The organism is Brevibacterium sediminis (genome assembly GCF_024895295.1).
GTDB lineage: Bacteria > Actinomycetota > Actinomycetes > Actinomycetales > Brevibacteriaceae > Brevibacterium > Brevibacterium sediminis.
Map to the genome: position 1 here is coordinate 392,723 of NZ_JAHQRN010000005.1, position 15,658 is coordinate 408,380.

Here is a 15,658-nt window from a genome sequence, read left to right on the forward strand (position 1 = left end):
AGTCTGCCAGCGGGGTCAGTCGGCGGCGGGTGCCGGCTTGACGGTGGTGTCATCGATATCAACGGACTCTTCGCCGCGCGTGCCTGTCCCGCCAGTTTCGAGGTCCCGGCGCCGCACCGTGCGGTACGCATCCATCGTCTGATCCTCGTGCAGCGTTTTGACGATGCAGTAGCCGAGCAGCGCCACGATGACCGCGAACGGCAGGGCGGAGAGCATCGCCGCTTGCTGCAGTGCCGCGAGTCCTCCGGCGAAGAAGAGGACCATCGCCGATGTTCCCGTGAGCGCACCCCAGACGGCGAGCACCCATCGGCTCGGCTCGAGCGTGCCGCGAGACGTGAGCATGCTGAGCACGAATGTGTTCGCATCCGCACCCGAGACGAAGTAGAGGACGACGAGAAGAATCGCGATCACCGAGGTGAGGCCCACCCAGGGCAGATGTTCGAGGGTCTCGAAGAACGCCGAATTCACATCTTCGGCCGCTGCCGCGCCGATCCCGCCATCACCGTCCATGTCGATCTTGATCGCGGTGCCTCCGAAGATCGTGAACCAGACGAAGAAGACAAGACTGGGAATGCCCATGACGCCGAGGACGAATTCGCGGACGGTCCGCCCCTTCGAGATCTTCGCGAGGAAGACGCCGACGAAAGCGCCCCAGCTCAGCCACCAGGCCATCATGAAGTAGGTCCAGTACTGGTACCACTCGACGTCACCCGAGACCAGCGGAGTGAGCAGGCTGACCTTGAAGAAGTCGTTGAGGTACTCACCCGTCGAGCGGAAGAAGAGGTTTCCGATGAACCCGGTCGGCCCGACGATGAGGACGAAGAGGCCGAGGAAGATCGAGAGCACGGCGGTCGTCTGGCTGAGGAACTTGATCCCGCGGTTGACTCCCGAGAGTGCCGAGAGCGTGAAGACCACCGTGATGCCGAGGATGATGATGATCTGAACGAAGAGCTCGTTCGGGATTCCGAAGACTCGGTTGAGGCCCTCGCTGATCTGAGAGGCACCGAGGCCGAGCGACGTGGTCGTGCCGAACAGCGTGGCGATGACGGCGAGGATGTCGATGACATTTCCCAGCCAGCCGTCCATTGCCTTGCCGAACAGTGGCCGCAGCATCGGGGAGATCAGTCCGGTGTTGCCGCGCCGGTGAGTCGAGTAAGCGATGGCGAGGCCGAAGACACCGAACACGGCCCAGGCATGCGGTCCCCAGTCGAAGTAGGAGAACTGCAGAGCACGTACGGCGGCTTCGTTGGTGCCGGGGTCGGCGAGCCCATGCGGCGGGGTGGTGAAGTGGGTGATCGGTTCGGCCACACCGTAGCTGATGAGACCGATGCCCATCACCGCGGAGAGAATCATCGTCAGCCAGGCCCAGGTGCTGTATTCGGGACGGTCATCATCGGCACCGAGGCGGACCCGGCCGAAACGACCGAAACCGAGGTAGACGAGGAGACCGATGCACCCGAGAGTGAGGACGAGATAGACCCATCCCACCTTCGCTGCGACAGCATCCATGGCAGTGGTCATCGCCGCAGCCATGCCGTCGGGAGAGAGGACTCCCCACAACGTGAATGTGCCGACACCGAGGATCGAGATCCAGAAGACGCGTCCAGGTCGGTGCCGCATGGAATCGGCATAGCGTACGGCCGGGCTCGGCCCGGTCAGAGAGTCGAGACCGCTGCCGGGCAGCTGTGCGCGGCGGTGTCCGCTCCGTTCCCCACTGTCATCGTCAACGTTGGGGTCATGGTCGGGTTCGGAATACATCAGGACTCCACTTCTTCGTGTGTCGTAGGGAGAGGGGTTCGGGCGGTATCGGAGTTCGCCAGGGCGGGGCGAGATCAGTTGAGAGAGGTGAGATCTTCGCTGTCGAAGAAGCGACCGGCTTTGTAGATCATCGGCTCGTCCTCGGACGCCTCGGCACTGCGGACACGTCCGATGAAGACCGTGTGGGTCAGCGCTTGGAAGCGCTCCTTGATCTCGACTTCGATCGATGCTGCTGAGCCGTCGATGAGTGGAGAGCCGCTGGCTCCCTTGTGCCAGTCGAGCTCGGCGAACTTGTCTGCGGCTTTGGACGCGAACGTGCCGATGGTGTCCCGCTGATTCCGGCTCATGATGTTGATGCCCATGTGCGTTGAGCGGACGAGCGCGGGATACGTCGACGAGGTCTTCTGTACGCAGACGAGCACGAGCGGCGGGTCGAGAGAGACCGAATTGTAGGAGTTGACCGCGAGGCCGCGCGGCTTGCCGTCCTCGTCTGTGGTGGTGACGACGGTGACGCCGGTGATGAACTGACGGTTGAAGGCCTTGAGGGCATCGGCCGAGGGCTCTCCGGAGAGGTCATCGGTGACGACTTCGGGTTGAGCCTCGAATGCCGAGGACAGGGACTTCAGGCCCAGATCGGCCAGGAGCTCGTGGGCATCCCAGGTGACCTCTTCGCGGGCGATCCGGCCCTCTTCGAGGCGGATGAGATTGGAACCGTGCGTCGTCACCGGCTGTCCTGTGGGCGGAACGTCGTTGAGCGGCTGGGTGAAAGTGCCCTCCGAGTGCCAGTAGATCGCGCCCTGGTCGCCTTCGATGAGGATGTGGTCGATCGTCGTTGTGAGGTCGGGGAAGGCGGCGCGGATCTCATTGATCTCGGCCTTCGTCTCCTCGGCGGTCATGGTCCGACCGGAGTTGGCTGACACTCGCTGGTAGTCGTCGGTGAAGAGCGAATCGAGCGCATCGGTGCGCCCGCTGTCCCAGGCCTCGTGCCACACTGCGCGGATTTTTGTCTTGAGCTGTTCAATCGTGATCTGTTGCATGCTAGATAGCGTAGATAGAGTGTGATGCATTCGTCAATAGATCGTGAAAAACTCGTAAAACGCGCAATCTAAGAGAGCTATTGACATGCTTCGATGCATGCAAGTAGATTCCTTGTATGCAACAAACTCGAGAGAAGGACGCATGACAACCACCCCGACACGGCTGCAGAAGCCGGGCCTCGGAGCACAGAAGCCCAGCCTCGATCGATTGAATGATTTCGATGAGCTGCCGGCTGATTTCGACGAGCTCGCCTGGCGTCTAGGTGTCCGATCGATCACCGTGCAGCGTGAAGAGATCATCGCCGACGGCGGAGCCTCGCCGGATGCCCCGTTGACGCAGGCGGCCGCCATCGCCGTGCTCGCCAATCCCTGGGCGGGCACGGACACGCAGGCCGATCTGGCGCCGGCTGCCGAACAGGTTGCACCGGTGCTCGCAAAAGTGCTCACTGACAGACTGCTTGACGCGCTCGGACCGGCTTCTGCGATCGAGGCCTTCGGCAAGGGTGCCGTCGTCGGTGTCGATGGAGAACTTGAGCACGCTGGGGCTCTCATCCACACTCCGTACTTCGGCAATATCATGCGAGAGATGCTTGAAGGCACTTCTGTTCTCTGCTTCGCCGACGGCCGATCGGGTCCTTCGGCATCGATCAGGGTGCCGATGTGGCACAAGACCCACGCCACCTCGCGAGACCACTATCAGACCATCGACCTGCGACTCACAGATGCTCCGAAGGCTGACGAACTCTGTGTGATTGCGGCGGCCTCAACGGGGCCGAGGCCCTTCGCCCGCATCGGCGACCGTCGCACCGACGGTGCTGTGACCACCGAAATCCTGAAAGGACTGACGAAATGAATATTCGCAAGATCACGACGGTGACCGAAGAGATCCTGGCCGAAGGCGGACGGCGAACGGACCCCGTCATCACTGTGGCTGCCGTGGCGGCAGTCATCGAGAACCCTTGGCATGGGCAGGGCTTCGTTGAGGACCTCGGCCCGGGAATCGACGCGACGGCGAGCGAACTCGGCGCTGTTCTCGCTCCACGGGTCATGGAGGCTCTGGGCGGCACGCTCGAGGCCTATGGCAAGGCCGCGATCGTCGGACTCTCGGGAGAGATCGAGCACGGTTCGGCACTCATCCACACCCTCAAGTTCGGCAACCACTTCCGCGACGCCGCGCAGGCCTCGACTCTTCTGCCGGCTGTGGAGAAGCGCGGCGAGGCCGGAGCTGTCTTCGACATCCCTCTGAAGCACTTCACCGACGCGACGATCCGGTCTCACCACCAGACCTTCGAGTGGAGGGTCGCGGACGCTCCGCACCCCGGCGAGATCCTCATTGCACTCGCGGGCTCCACCGGCGGTCGCCCGCAGCAGCGACTCGCTTCGCTCTCGACCGAGCAGTAGGAAACGAGACGGACGATGCCGACAGACGATGAAGTCCCGGTCGTGCTGCTCCACGGGGTCGGTCTCGACCGCACGGTATGGTCACGGGTCGAAGCACTGCTGTCCAGGACCGCCTCGGCGATCGACCTGCCCGGACACGGTGCGCAGCCGCCGCTGACCGGCCCCACGGACCTGGCGGCGATGGCATCTGATGTGCTCGCACGGATGCCGGCCGGTCAAGTGCACCTCGTGGGGTTCTCCCTCGGCTCGCTCGTCGCCCAGCAGATCGCGATCGAGGAGCCGACGCGCGTGCGCAGCCTCACCTGCGTGAGTTCCGTGTGCGCTCGCACGCAGGAGGAATCTGCCGCAGTGCAGGGGCGACTCGAAGGAGCGGAGTCGGACTTCCGCGGCAGCATGGAACGAGCACTCGACCGATGGTTCCCGGAAGATGAGGGAGATTCCGAAACGCTGCGGGACGAGACGCGGCCTGTGCTTCTGGCCAACGACCCCGATTCCTACCGCCACGCCTATGCCGTCTTCGCGGCGGGCGACCGGGAGCTCGAATCGAAGCTGAATGCGATCAGCTCACCGACCTTGGCGATCACCGGCGAACTCGACCCGGGATCGACTCCGGAGATGAGCGAGAGGATCGCGAACCGGATTCCGGACACACGGGTCGCGATCGTCTCCGGCGCACGCCACATGCTGCCCGTCACCCACCCTGAGGTGCTCACCGATCACCTCCGCGCCCTGATCAACCACACAGAAGGGAGTCGATGATGACTACGCGACTCGACCATTTCATCGGAGGGGAGCACCGCGCACCCGCCGACGGGGAATACCTCGAGAGCACGAACCCTGCGACCCTTGAGACGCTCTACAGCTTCGCTCGCGGCACAGGCGCCGATATCGCACAGGCAGTCGAGGCCGCGCAGCGAGCCTTCGACTCCACCGCTTGGCAACGGACCACGCCGACGCAGCGAGGGCACCTGCTGCGCCGATTCGGCGACCTCATCGGGCAGAACGCCGAGGAGCTCGCCCGTTTCGAGAGTCAGGACAACGGCAAGCTCCTGCGCGAGATGAAGGGGCAGCTGCAGGGCCTGCCCGAATACCTCTACTACTATGCGGGACTGGCCGATAAGGTGCAGGGATCGCAGATCCCGACGAATTCGCCCGAAGTCATCAATTTCACTCAGCGGGAGGCGCTCGGCGTCGTCGGACTCATCACGCCGTGGAATTCGCCGATGACCTTGACGATCTCGAAGCTCGCACCGGCGCTGGCGGCGGGCAACACGACGGTCATCAAGCCGAGCGAATACACCTCGCGAACGATTCTGCGCCTGGCCGAACTTGCGGACGAGGCCGGTTTCCCCGCCGGCGCCGTCAACGTCGTCACTGGCCTCGGCGCCGAGGCGGGACAGGCCCTCGTCGACGCACCGCAGCTGGCGAAGATCTCATTCACCGGCTCGACCCGGACGGGTTCGGCCATCGCCAAGTCCGCGGCCGGCCGCTTCATCGGATCGACACTCGAACTGGGTGGAAAGTCCCCGAACATCGTCTTCGACGATGCGAACGTGTCCAATGCGGCGATGGGCGTCATCGCCGGCATCTTCGCCGCAGCCGGACAGACCTGCATCGCCGGGTCTCGAGTCTTCGTCCAGCGCGGGGTCTACGACGAACTCCTCGAAAAGGTCACCGCTCGGGCGGCATCGATCGTCATCGGCGATCCCATGGCCGAGGACACCGAGCTCGGACCGCTCGCCTTCGCGGCTCAGCGGGACAAGGTCGAGGAATACGTCCGCCTCGGCGAGGAAGAAGGCGGACAGATCGCCTACGGGGGCAATCGTCCCGATGTCGGTCTGCCCGGGTACTTCTTCGAACCGACCGTTCTCACGGAGACGACGAACGATATGCGCATCTGCCAGGAGGAGATCTTCGGGCCGGTCGCCGCGATCATGCCCTTCGACACCGAGGACGAGGTCCTCGGGCTGGCCAACGACACCGAATACGGACTGGCGGCCGGGGTGTGGACGCAGAACCTCGCCCGCGGGATGCGGATGTCGCAGCGACTCGATGCTGGCACCGTGTGGATCAACATGTATCGGGCGATGTCGCCGATGTCTCCTCGGCAGGGATTCAAGAACTCCGGGGTCGGGGTCGAACACGGTCTCGAGTCGATGCACGAGTACACCAGGCTCAAGAGCGTATGGATCAACACCGACGAAGGGCCGGTCGCAGATCCCTTCGTGCTGGGCAGGTGAGATCATGCCGCTCATCGATATCTCGATCGCGAGAGGGCGCACTCCCGAACAGCTGCGTGCCCTCATCGCCGGAGTTCATGAAGTCGCCGCATCCACGACGGGAGCCGCCGACGAGAACATCACCGTGATCGTCCGCGAAGTAGAGAAGGACCTCTGGTCGCGGACGAACACGACGATCACCGAACGCGAGAATGCCGCGGCCGGTGTTCGGGAGACCGACGGCTGAATACCGCCACGGCGATCACACATCACTGAAGAACATGTCGGAGGCACGGAGGCCTCCGCTGGGAAAGGAACCATCATGCGCTTTTCGCTCTTCCTGCACATGGAACGCTGGGACGACTCGGTCAGCCCTCAAGAGCATTGGAAGAACCTCGTCGAGCTCGTCAAGATCGCCGAAGCCGGAGGTTTCGGCACTGTCTGGATCGGTGAGCACCACTCGATGGAGTACGTATCCTCGCCGAGCCCGATGCCGCAGCTGGCCTACCTGGCCGCCGAGACGTCGACGATCCGACTGGGATCGGGCACAATCATCGCCCCGTTCTGGCACCCGCTGCGTGCTGCTGGCGAAGTCGCTCTGCTCGATGTGCTCAGCGGCGGTCGGGCCGAGGTCGGCATCGCCCGCGGTGCCTACCAGTTCGAGTTCAACCGCATGGCCGACGGCATGCCCGCAGCCGACGGCGGCGAATATCTGCGTGAACTCGTTCCGGCGATGAAGGAACTGCTCCAAGGTGACTACGCCCATGAGGGCAAGCATTGGCAGTTCCCCGTCTCGACGGCCGTGCCGAAGCCGGTTCAGAACCCGACTCCTCCGATCTGGCTGGCCGCCCGCAGCCCCGAGACTCATGACTTCGCCGTCGCCAACGGCTGCAACGTCCAGGTCACGCCGCTGATGAAGGACGACCGTGAGGTCGAAGACCTGATGAACAAATTCAACACCGCGGTCGCCGCTCACCCGGAGGTCGAGAAGCGCCCCGAGATCATGGTGCTGCGCCACACCTACGTCCACTCCCCGGAGGAGCCGGACGGTTGGAAGGTGGGTGCCGCCGGAGTGAACAAGTACTACCGGACGTTCTCGTCGTGGGCCTTCGGGAAGAAGGACCCCATCGACGGATTCCTCGATCCGACCCCGGAGGAGAACTTCGCCGACCGCCCCGAATTCGAGCTCGAGTCGCTGCACAAGTCAGCGATGATCGGCACCCCGGCGGAGGTGACCGAACGCATCCGCCACTACGAGGACCTCGGCTACGACGAGTACAGCTTCTGGTCGGACAACGCCTTGAGCTTCGAAGAGAAGAAGGCGTCCCTGCAGCTCTTCATCGACGAGGTGGTTCCGAACTTCCAGTGAGGTGACCAGTTCGCCTGACGGCGTACGCCAACGGGGCCGGGAAACACAGAGTTTCCCGGCCCCGCTGGCGTGCGTCAGAGGTGGCGACGGCTCAGCATCAGGTGGTCCGGCCGTTTTCTGGAAGTCAGGAGTCGCGCTCGAGAGACAGGGTGGTGCGTGTCTGCGGAACGAGGAGTTCCTGGGTCGAGGCGAACACGTGCGCACGCATCGTCGTTTCGGCGCCGAACGGGTCCTTGTCCTGGATCATCGTGAGAATCTGGCGGTGCTCTCGGCTCGAGTCCACTGCCCTGCCCGGATGGTTGAGAGTCTTGCGCACGAGTCTGAAGTAAGCGAGCTGATTCATCAGGCGCGAGTACTGTTCGACGAGTTTGTTGTTGTCCGCTCCGTCGACGAGGGTCTGGTGGAAGTCCTGAACCTGCGAAGCGTAGGTGTCTGTGTCGCCTGCGTTCGACGACACCTCTGATGCTGCGACGATCTCTTCGAGCTGGTCGAGTTCCGGGCAGGGCCCGCGGCGAGCCATCAGGGCGGCGGCCAGGCCTTCGAGGACCTCCTTGAGCTGGAAGAGCTCGACGATCTCGCGTCGGTTCGGCTCGCGGATGAAGGTGCCGACCTTTGGGCGGATTTCGATGAGGCCCTCGAGCTGGAGCTGCTTGAGGACCTCTCGGATCGGGGTTCGGCTGACATCGAACTCCTGTGCGAGGGAGACCTCGGAGAGCGGATTGCCCGGTTCCAGTTCGCCGCTGGTGATCTTCGACCGGATACGCTCGAGAAGCGTGGGTGGCGGGGAATCGGGAGAATTCTGCATAGCCCGATGCTATGTTGCATGCATCAAAAGGGTCAAGGCGAATGTGGTCTATCCTCGCGCTTGGCCGCAACGGCAATGTTTTCTTTGGCTGGGACCTAGGCTCGAGTGCATCTACACACGACTGCGTGGCAAATTCTGCCATGCAAGATACGTCACTTGGGTGCTCTCTTTTCGGTCCATGGGGCACAAAACAGTGGTCGCAATCGGATACTCAGGAGGTCGTCCTGAAAGTATCCGATTGCGACCACTTCTCACCGCTTCACCCGGCTTTCGGCCATGAGAAGCTCGGGCTCAGCGTGAGGTCTGAGAGCCTCAGGCGGAGATGAGGCCGTGCGGGTCGAGGACGAACTTCTTCGCGACACCGGAGTCGAAGTCGGCGTAGCCCTGCGGGGCATCCTCGAGGCGGATCGGGGTCGCATTGACGTTCTTCGCGATCGAGACCTTGTCGTGCAGGATCGCCTGCATCAGCCCCCGGTTGTACTTCATCACCGGGCACTGGCCGGTCACGAACACATGCGACTTCGCGAAGCCGAGCCCGAACCGCATCGACAGCGACCCTTCCTTCGCCGCCTCATCGGGCGCGCCCGGATCGCCGGTGACATAGAGGCCGGGGATGCCGAGGCTGCCGCCGGCTCGGGTGATGTCCATGAGCGAGTTGAGCACCGTTGCCGGCGCCTCGTGGCTGGCGTCCTTGCCGTGTCCGCGCGCCTCGAAGCCGACGGCGTCGATTCCGCAGTCGACCTCGGGCTCGCCGAGGATCTGCGCGATCTGGTCCTTCGGGTCACCCTTGGACACGTCGACCGTCTCGCAACCGAATCCGCGGGCCTGAGCCAGTCGATCCTCGTTGAGATCGCCGACGATGACGCAGGCCGCGCCGAGCAGAAGCGCCGAGGTGGCCGCGGCGATTCCGACCGGACCCGCACCTGCGACGTAGACCGTCGAACCCACCCCGACACCGGCGCTGACGGCGCCGTGGAACCCGGTGGGGAAGATGTCGGAGAGCATCGTGAGGTCGAGGATCTTCTCCATCGCCTGATCCTTGTCCGGGAACTTCAGGACGTTCCAGTCAGCATAGGGCACGAGCACGTACTCGGCCTGACCGCCGACCCAGCCGCCCATATCGACATAGCCATAGGCCGAGCCCGGACGATCGGGATTGACGTTGAGGCAGATGCCGGTCTTGCCTTCCTTGCAGTTGCGGCAGCGACCGCACGAGATGTTGAACGGCACCGACACGAGATCGCCGACCTTGACGAATTCGACGTCTCGGCCCACCTCGACGACCTCACCGGTGATCTCGTGTCCGAGCACGAGACCCTCCGGGGCAGTCGTACGGCCCCGGACCATGTGCTGGTCGGAGCCGCAGATGTTCGTCGCCACCGTCTTGAGGATGACACCGTGATCGACCTTGCGGCCGATATTGGCGGGATTGACTCCAGGCCCGTCCTTGAGGACGAATTCCGGGTACTCGGTGTCGACTACCTCGACCTTCCCGGGACCTGCATAGCTGATTGCCTTATTGCTCATCGTTGAGCCTCCATGGGTGCGAAAGCGTGGGAATTCGATATGCGAGTGCGACGAACGGGAGCCCGTCGACAGCTCTGACATATCAGTCTGACATCAGACTTAGATGCAGTCTCGCCGTCGTGAGAGAGCTCTGTCAAGCCCCCGTGTCGGTGGCCGGGCGGAGGTGCCGTTTCAGGAGTCTTCGCGCAGGCGCGTCGAGAGGATGTACTGGGAGGTCGTGCGCAGATGTTGAAGGGAATCCCTGATCAGCGGGGATCTGCGACTGCCGGCGCGGACAGCGGCGATGATCTTCCGGCTCAGTCTCCCGGTGCCCGTCAGCCGCACCCGGCTGACGTTGTCCTCTCCGGCGAGGCTGGCCAGCCTCGGCAGCAGGCTCACTCCGACCCCGGCGCCGACCAGGGCCGCCGACGTCTCCCACTCCGCGGACTCGTGCGCGACCGTCGGCGTCACTCCCGCGGCGGTGAACGCGGCGATGAAGAGCGAATGATAGGGCGAGCCCGGGCCGGCCGTGATCCAATCCTCACCGGCGAGCTCGCTGAGAGTCACCGACTCCCTGCCCGCCGCAGGGTGGCCTGAAGGCACCATGACGTCGAGGGGATCGTCGAGGAGGTCGATGCTCTCGAAGCGGGGATCCTCCTCGACCTGGACATTGCCCTGCATCGAGACGATGACGGCGAGGTCGATGCGCTCGGCGACGAGGAGCTCGAAGCAGCGAGTCGGAGTCGCCTCGATCACGTGGACGCGGACCTTCGGCCGTGAAGCCCGCAGGTTCGCCGCCAAGGGCGCGAGCAGGTTCGAGGATGCGGTCGAGAAGCCCCCGATTCCGAAGTGAGTGGGGGCCTGATCCCCGGCCCCGAGCGCGCCGGCGCGGATGTCCTCCCATGCGGCGGTCAGTTCGTCGGAGCGGCGGACGAGGTAGCGCCCCGTCGCAGTCAGTCGCAGACCGCGACCGTCCTTGACGAGAAGGGTCATGCCCAGGGACTGCTGCAGCTCTCTGAGCTGGCCGGAGACCGCCGATGCGGAGTAGCCGGTGAGCTCGGCGGTGGCGGCGATGGTGCCGCAGGCGGCGAAGGTGCGCAGTGTCGTCAGGCGCGGATCGATCATGCGCACAATTATGCAGTGAATCCGCAGAATATGTAACGAAATCTCGCGCTTTTTCTGCAGGGAGTTCCTCGCTAGTGTGACTGTCGAGATCGTTCCGGCAGCACACGGTCTCCGCGGTCTCCGCCGAGGATTTCGCCCCTTCCATCGGTGGGCCGCTGCAGGCAGACATCAAGGGAGATGAGCATTGACAGCTACTAACCTGGCACCGACGAAGAAGGGCTTCCCTGCGGGATTCACCGAGGAGAAGCTCGACGAGACCCGAATCCGACTCGACACCCGTCGGACAGGCTTCTCGCTCGAAGCTCCGTTCTACACGGATCCCAACCTCTTCAATCTCGATATGCAGGCCATCTTCGGTCAGCACTGGGTCTTCGCGTGCAGCGTCGCCGAGATCCCCGAGCCGGGTGACTATGTCACGCTCGACTACGGTCCGTACTCCCTCATCGTCCTGCACAACGACGACGGCGGCGTCAACGTCCTCCACAACGTCTGCCGCCACCGCGGGGCACGAGTCCTCACCGATGCGCAGGGAACGACGGGCAACCTCGTCTGCGGCTACCACTCGTGGACGTACTCCCCCGAGGGCGACCTCATCCACGCCTCGGCGCCGGGGGAGATGACCTTCGACAAGTCCTGCTACGCACTCAAACGCGCGCACGGGAAGATCGCCGCCGGACTCGTGTTCATCTGCCTGGCCGAAGAGCCGCCGACGGACTTCCACGAGACCGCGAAGATCTTCGAACCTTATATCGCCCCTCATGAGCTGGCGAAGACGAAAGTCGCCTATCAGCAGAACATCGTCGAAGAGGGCAACTGGAAGCTCGTGATGGAGAACAACCGCGAGTGCTACCACTGCGACGGCCACCCGGAGCTCGCGTGCTCGCTGTTCCCGACCTGGGGCCTGACCGATGAGACGATCCCGCCCCACCTCGAAGACGTCTGGGACCGCAACCAGCAGGCGCAGGCCTCCCTCGAATACCGCTGCCGCCGCTACGGCCTGCCCTATGAAGTCGTCGAAGAACTCGACACCCGGGTCGGCGGCATCCGCATCTCCCGCGAATCGCTCGACGGAGCGGGGGAGTCCTTCTCGGCAGACGGGCGCCGGCTGTCGAAGAAGCTGCTCGGCGATCTGCCGGACTTCCGCCTCGGCCGCTGCTCGATGCATCTGCAGCCGAACTCCTGGTTCCACCTCCTCGGCGATCACGTCATCACCTTCGCGGCATTCCCGATCAGTGCCTCGAAGACCCTCGTGCGCACCACTTGGCTCGTCGCCGACGACGCCGTCGAAGGCGTCGACTATGACCTTGAGACCCTCACTCACACATGGAAGCAGACCAACCTGCAGGACAAGGCCTTCGTCGAACTCTGCCAGCAGGGAGCGGCGAGCCCGTTCTATGAGCAGGGTCCGTATATGAAGAGCGAATACCAGGTCGAAGCCTTCATCAACTGGTACGTGCAGCGGATGCGGGAGCACGTCGGATGAGATCCTCCGCTGTGCCCGCGCTGCCGCTGGCCCAGCGGGTGCGCGGACTGGAGATGCCCTGGAACCGCGTGCTCTCGAGCGCCTCGGGGCCAGCCGGAGCCGCCACCGCGCTGGGTCCGTGGCACCCGCAGGAATTCGCCGCCGAATGTGTGGAGACCATCCCCGAGGCGGGAGGGATGATGGTCTTCGTCTTCCGTCGCATGGACGGGGCGCCCCTGGCGTTCCGGTCGGGGCAGTACATCAACATCGACTTCCCCATCGACGGACCGAATGCCGAGCCGGTGTCGCGCAGCTATTCGATCTCCTCGGCCCCGACCGAGCCGTGGACGTTCTCGATCACGATCAAACGCGACCCCAAGGGCAGGGTGTCGCCCTGGGCGCATGACCACCTCCGTCCCGGCACCGTCCTCGACATGCTCGGCCCTGTCGGTGCGTTCCACCTCGCAGATTATGACCGGCGAGCACGGTTCCTGCTGCTCGCGGCTGGAGCCGGGATCACCCCGCTGATGTCGATGATCAGGACTGTGCATTCGCTGCCCGGCCAGGCCGATGTCGTCCTCCTCTACCACGGAGCCGCACCTGACTCCTTTGCCTTCTCCGAGGAACTCGACTTCCTCGCGAACGTGGATTTCCGGATCAAGGTCATCTACTGCCTCGGCGATCGGGAATGCGGCGACGAATGGGAGGGACGGACGGGCCGCCTGTCGACGTCGCTGCTCGAGGAGCTCGTGCCCGACGCCAACGGTCGGCAGATCTTCGCCTGCGGCCCGGAGGGATACCTCAACTCCGCGACCGAACTGCTGCGCGAAGTCGGCGTCGACGACACCTCGGTGTTCATGGAGTTCTTCTCCGGCGATCGTGAGATCCGTGCCGAATACGCCGAGGAAGTCGCCATCGCCGGTGAGATCGCCGAGGAGATCGCGGCGACGACCGAGGAGTACTTCGAGTCCCAGCCGGCCGCGCTCGACATGTACGAACCCGAGTACGACGCCGACGGACCGGTCGAGGCGGTCGGCGCACCGACCGAAGCGGTCGACGCCGAGGCGGTCGTGCCCGTCGACGACGAGGTCGAGATCGAGGTCGTCGGGGTCACCGATGAGAACCTCGCCGAGGTGGGGCCCGGATCTGAGTCCGACGCTGGGCCCGCGGTCCCGGCTGGGGATGGGGCGGCCGCCTCGGCGGGGGGATCGGGCGACGATGACGAAATCGCCGTCGTCGACCCGGCCGCACTGCCTACTGTGGGGCAGGGTGAGCACACGATGTCGTTTGTGCGCACCGGCCTCAACGTCTGCGTCGGGGAGGACGAAACGGTCCTCCAGGCCGCGCGGAAGGCGGGGGTGAAGATCCCCGCGAACTGTCAGGAGGGCATGTGCGGATCCTGCAAGGTCGTCAAGCTCGACGGCGATGTCGAGATGAACCATCTGGGCGGAATCCGCGCCAGAGAGATCGACGCGGGGAAGTTCCTGCCGTGCTGCTCGACGGCGAAGACCGACCTCGTCATCGACGCCTGAACCGGGCGCTGACTACCATATTCGTTCGGTGAGTCGAAGGAGACCACATGACACAGCAGAAGGACATCGACGGCATCGAGCCGGTCCGTCGTGATGCTTTCGCGCAGCGGACCGATGCCGGGCGGATCTCGATCGATGAGGCCCCGCTCAACCGGCTCGTGCTCCTCGTCGCGGTTGCGGCCTTCGGTGGGATCTTCATCGACGGCTACATCCTCGGCGTCATCGGCGGTGCCGTCGCTCCGGCGGCCGCGGAGCTGGGGCTGTCGGCATTAGGGCAGGGACTGATCGCGGCAAGTGCGCTCATCGGGATCTTCGTCTCCGGTCTGTTCTTCGGGCGGATCGCCGACCGCTATGGGCGCAAGCGGGTGTTCTTCTGGAACCTCGTCGGCTTCGTCGTCGTCTCGCTGGCCCAGCTCTTCGTCGTCGGCACGTGGGACCTCGTGGCCATGCGGCTGCTGCTGGGCCTGCTCATCGGCGTCGAATACGCGGTCGGCACCGCTCTGCTGGCCGAATTCACCCCGCGCCGCCACCGCAGCGTTCTGCTCGGGTCGATCGCGGCGTTCTGGTTCATCGGGTTCATCTCGGCATTCGTCGTCGCCCACGTCTGGGACGGGGATTCGTGGCGAATGCTCCTGGCCAGCAGCGCGGTGCCGGCCCTGGTCGTGCTCATCCTGCGCATGGCCCTGCCCGAATCGCCGAGGTGGCTGCAGGCTCAGGGGCGCACGACCGAGGCGCAGGCGATCGTCGCCGCCCACTATGGCCCGCAGTACGGACTGCCGCCGGCGCCGACCGAGGTCGTCAAGACCCGCCTGCGCGACTTCTTCCGCGAGAACGACGTCCGCACGGTGATCTACTCCGGACTGTTCTGGTTCTGCCAGGTTGGTCCGCTGTTCGCGATCTTCACGTTCATCGTGCCGGTGCTCGAAGACCTCGGACTCAACAGCGGATTCTCCACGGATCTGCTCATGAACGGGCTCCAGCTCCTCGGCGCCGGCGTGGGACTGTGGCTGCTGTGGCTGCTGCCCCGACGCGCGTTCGTCAACTGGACCTTCGCGCTCATGGTGGTCCTGCTCGTCTTCCTCGGCGGCTGGACTGAGCTGCCGTCAGTGGTCGTGCTCATTGTCTTCGGCGCTTTCGTCCTCATCATCACGGCGTCGAACAGCATTCAGTACGTCTATCCGCCGGAGATGTTCACCACCCGGTTCCGCAGCACCGGCGTCGGCTACGCCGCGGCATTCAGTCGAGTCGGTGCGGCCGGAGCGACCTATCTGTTCCCGGTCACGCTCGAACACCTGGGTGTCTCGAGCACCCTGCTCATCGCGGCGGTCTTCCCCCTGGTCGGGTTCATCGCTTCGCTCTTCTGGGCACCGGAAACCAAATACTCCGCATTGGACGACTGAGCTCCGCTCCGGCGTCTGCTGCGACAACTGCCTCTACCACCGTT

General features: G+C 64.3%; 14 protein-coding genes. 9 read left to right on the top strand and 5 right to left on the bottom strand.

What is annotated here, in order from left to right:
• Positions 1–15: 15 nt before the first annotated feature.
• Both KTJ89_RS14030 and KTJ89_RS14035 read right to left on the bottom strand, forming a co-directional pair.
• The gene (locus KTJ89_RS14030) at positions 16–1,758 is read right to left on the bottom strand and encodes a BCCT family transporter (RefSeq protein WP_172172896.1); all 1,743 of its coding nucleotides are present in this window, start codon (positions 1,756–1,758) and stop codon (positions 16–18) included.
• Positions 1,759–1,832: 74 nt separating this feature from the next.
• Positions 1,833–2,795 (bottom strand): flavin reductase, encoded by a 963-nt coding sequence (locus KTJ89_RS14035; RefSeq protein WP_259358148.1) that lies wholly within the window; start codon positions 2,793–2,795, stop codon positions 1,833–1,835.
• A gap of 142 nt (positions 2,796–2,937) precedes the next feature.
• On the opposite strand from KTJ89_RS14035, the gene KTJ89_RS14040 reads away from it, so the two are divergent.
• The 6 genes from KTJ89_RS14040 to KTJ89_RS14065 all read left to right on the top strand — a co-directional run bounded on the left by KTJ89_RS14040 (position 2,938) and on the right by KTJ89_RS14065 (position 7,784).
• Positions 2,938–3,648: an amino acid synthesis family protein gene (locus tag KTJ89_RS14040; protein WP_139467768.1), complete on the top strand. Its 711-nt coding sequence runs from the start codon at positions 2,938–2,940 to the stop codon at positions 3,646–3,648.
• Positions 3,645–4,196 carry an amino acid synthesis family protein gene (locus tag KTJ89_RS14045; protein WP_172172892.1) on the top strand — a complete coding sequence of 184 codons (552 nt, stop codon included), beginning with the start codon at positions 3,645–3,647 and terminating at the stop codon, positions 4,194–4,196. The genes KTJ89_RS14040 and KTJ89_RS14045 overlap by 4 nt, the downstream gene beginning before the upstream one ends.
• A 15-nt stretch (positions 4,197–4,211) precedes the next feature.
• A complete protein-coding gene (locus tag KTJ89_RS14050) occupies positions 4,212–4,955 on the top strand; it encodes an alpha/beta fold hydrolase (RefSeq protein ID WP_172172890.1) in 744 nt (247 codons plus the stop codon).
• Positions 4,955–6,436, top strand: a complete 1,482-nt coding sequence (locus tag KTJ89_RS14055) for an aldehyde dehydrogenase (RefSeq protein WP_259358149.1) — start codon at positions 4,955–4,957, stop codon at positions 6,434–6,436. Before KTJ89_RS14050 ends, KTJ89_RS14055 begins: the two co-directional genes overlap by 1 nt.
• A 4-nt stretch (positions 6,437–6,440) precedes the next feature.
• A complete protein-coding gene (locus KTJ89_RS14060) occupies positions 6,441–6,662 on the top strand; it encodes a tautomerase family protein (RefSeq protein ID WP_259358150.1) in 222 nt (73 codons plus the stop codon).
• A 75-nt stretch (positions 6,663–6,737) separates the two neighbouring features.
• Positions 6,738–7,784: an LLM class flavin-dependent oxidoreductase gene (locus KTJ89_RS14065; RefSeq protein WP_259358151.1), complete on the top strand. Its 1,047-nt coding sequence runs from the start codon at positions 6,738–6,740 to the stop codon at positions 7,782–7,784.
• Between the two features lie 124 nt (positions 7,785–7,908).
• Here the strand turns inward: KTJ89_RS14065 and KTJ89_RS14070 are convergent, their stop codons facing one another.
• The 3 genes from KTJ89_RS14070 to KTJ89_RS14080 form a co-directional block, all read right to left on the bottom strand.
• Positions 7,909–8,589 carry a GntR family transcriptional regulator gene (locus tag KTJ89_RS14070; RefSeq protein WP_172172886.1) on the bottom strand — a complete coding sequence of 227 codons (681 nt, stop codon included), beginning with the start codon at positions 8,587–8,589 and terminating at the stop codon, positions 7,909–7,911.
• A 312-nt stretch (positions 8,590–8,901) separates the two neighbouring features.
• On the bottom strand, positions 8,902–10,116 hold the full coding sequence (gene fdhA, locus KTJ89_RS14075; RefSeq protein WP_259358152.1) for a formaldehyde dehydrogenase, glutathione-independent: 1,215 nt from the start codon (positions 10,114–10,116) through the stop codon (positions 8,902–8,904).
• A 171-nt stretch (positions 10,117–10,287) separates the two neighbouring features.
• Positions 10,288–11,220 carry a LysR family transcriptional regulator gene (locus KTJ89_RS14080; protein ID WP_139906551.1) on the bottom strand — a complete coding sequence of 311 codons (933 nt, stop codon included), beginning with the start codon at positions 11,218–11,220 and terminating at the stop codon, positions 10,288–10,290.
• A 262-nt stretch (positions 11,221–11,482) separates the two neighbouring features.
• Here KTJ89_RS14080 and KTJ89_RS14085 point away from each other — a divergent pair, with 262 nt between their 5' ends.
• From KTJ89_RS14085 to KTJ89_RS14095, 3 genes are read left to right on the top strand one after another with little or no spacing between them, the layout of a single operon-like run.
• On the top strand, positions 11,483–12,703 hold the full coding sequence (locus KTJ89_RS14085; protein WP_229664036.1) for an aromatic ring-hydroxylating oxygenase subunit alpha: 1,221 nt from the start codon (positions 11,483–11,485) through the stop codon (positions 12,701–12,703).
• A complete protein-coding gene (locus KTJ89_RS14090; protein ID WP_259358153.1) occupies positions 12,700–14,214 on the top strand; it encodes a flavin reductase family protein in 1,515 nt (504 codons plus the stop codon). Before KTJ89_RS14085 ends, KTJ89_RS14090 begins: the two co-directional genes overlap by 4 nt.
• A gap of 47 nt (positions 14,215–14,261) precedes the next feature.
• Positions 14,262–15,614: an MFS transporter gene (locus KTJ89_RS14095; RefSeq protein WP_259358154.1), complete on the top strand. Its 1,353-nt coding sequence runs from the start codon at positions 14,262–14,264 to the stop codon at positions 15,612–15,614.
• Positions 15,615–15,658: the final 44 nt, after the last annotated feature.

Coding starts and splice junctions, on each gene's coding strand:
- KTJ89_RS14030 (WP_172172896.1), bottom strand. CDS start 1,758: ATGTATTCCGAACCCGACCATGACCCCAACGTTGACGATGACAGTGGG.
- KTJ89_RS14035 (WP_259358148.1), bottom strand. CDS start 2,795: ATGCAACAGATCACGATTGAACAGCTCAAGACAAAAATCCGCGCAGTG.
- KTJ89_RS14040 (WP_139467768.1), top strand. CDS start 2,938: ATGACAACCACCCCGACACGGCTGCAGAAGCCGGGCCTCGGAGCACAG.
- KTJ89_RS14045 (WP_172172892.1), top strand. CDS start 3,645: ATGAATATTCGCAAGATCACGACGGTGACCGAAGAGATCCTGGCCGAA.
- KTJ89_RS14050 (WP_172172890.1), top strand. CDS start 4,212: ATGCCGACAGACGATGAAGTCCCGGTCGTGCTGCTCCACGGGGTCGGT.
- KTJ89_RS14055 (WP_259358149.1), top strand. CDS start 4,955: ATGACTACGCGACTCGACCATTTCATCGGAGGGGAGCACCGCGCACCC.
- KTJ89_RS14060 (WP_259358150.1), top strand. CDS start 6,441: ATGCCGCTCATCGATATCTCGATCGCGAGAGGGCGCACTCCCGAACAG.
- KTJ89_RS14065 (WP_259358151.1), top strand. CDS start 6,738: ATGCGCTTTTCGCTCTTCCTGCACATGGAACGCTGGGACGACTCGGTC.
- KTJ89_RS14070 (WP_172172886.1), bottom strand. CDS start 8,589: ATGCAGAATTCTCCCGATTCCCCGCCACCCACGCTTCTCGAGCGTATC.
- fdhA (WP_259358152.1), bottom strand. CDS start 10,116: ATGAGCAATAAGGCAATCAGCTATGCAGGTCCCGGGAAGGTCGAGGTA.
- KTJ89_RS14080 (WP_139906551.1), bottom strand. CDS start 11,220: ATGATCGATCCGCGCCTGACGACACTGCGCACCTTCGCCGCCTGCGGC.
- KTJ89_RS14090 (WP_259358153.1), top strand. CDS start 12,700: ATGAGATCCTCCGCTGTGCCCGCGCTGCCGCTGGCCCAGCGGGTGCGC.
- KTJ89_RS14095 (WP_259358154.1), top strand. CDS start 14,262: ATGACACAGCAGAAGGACATCGACGGCATCGAGCCGGTCCGTCGTGAT.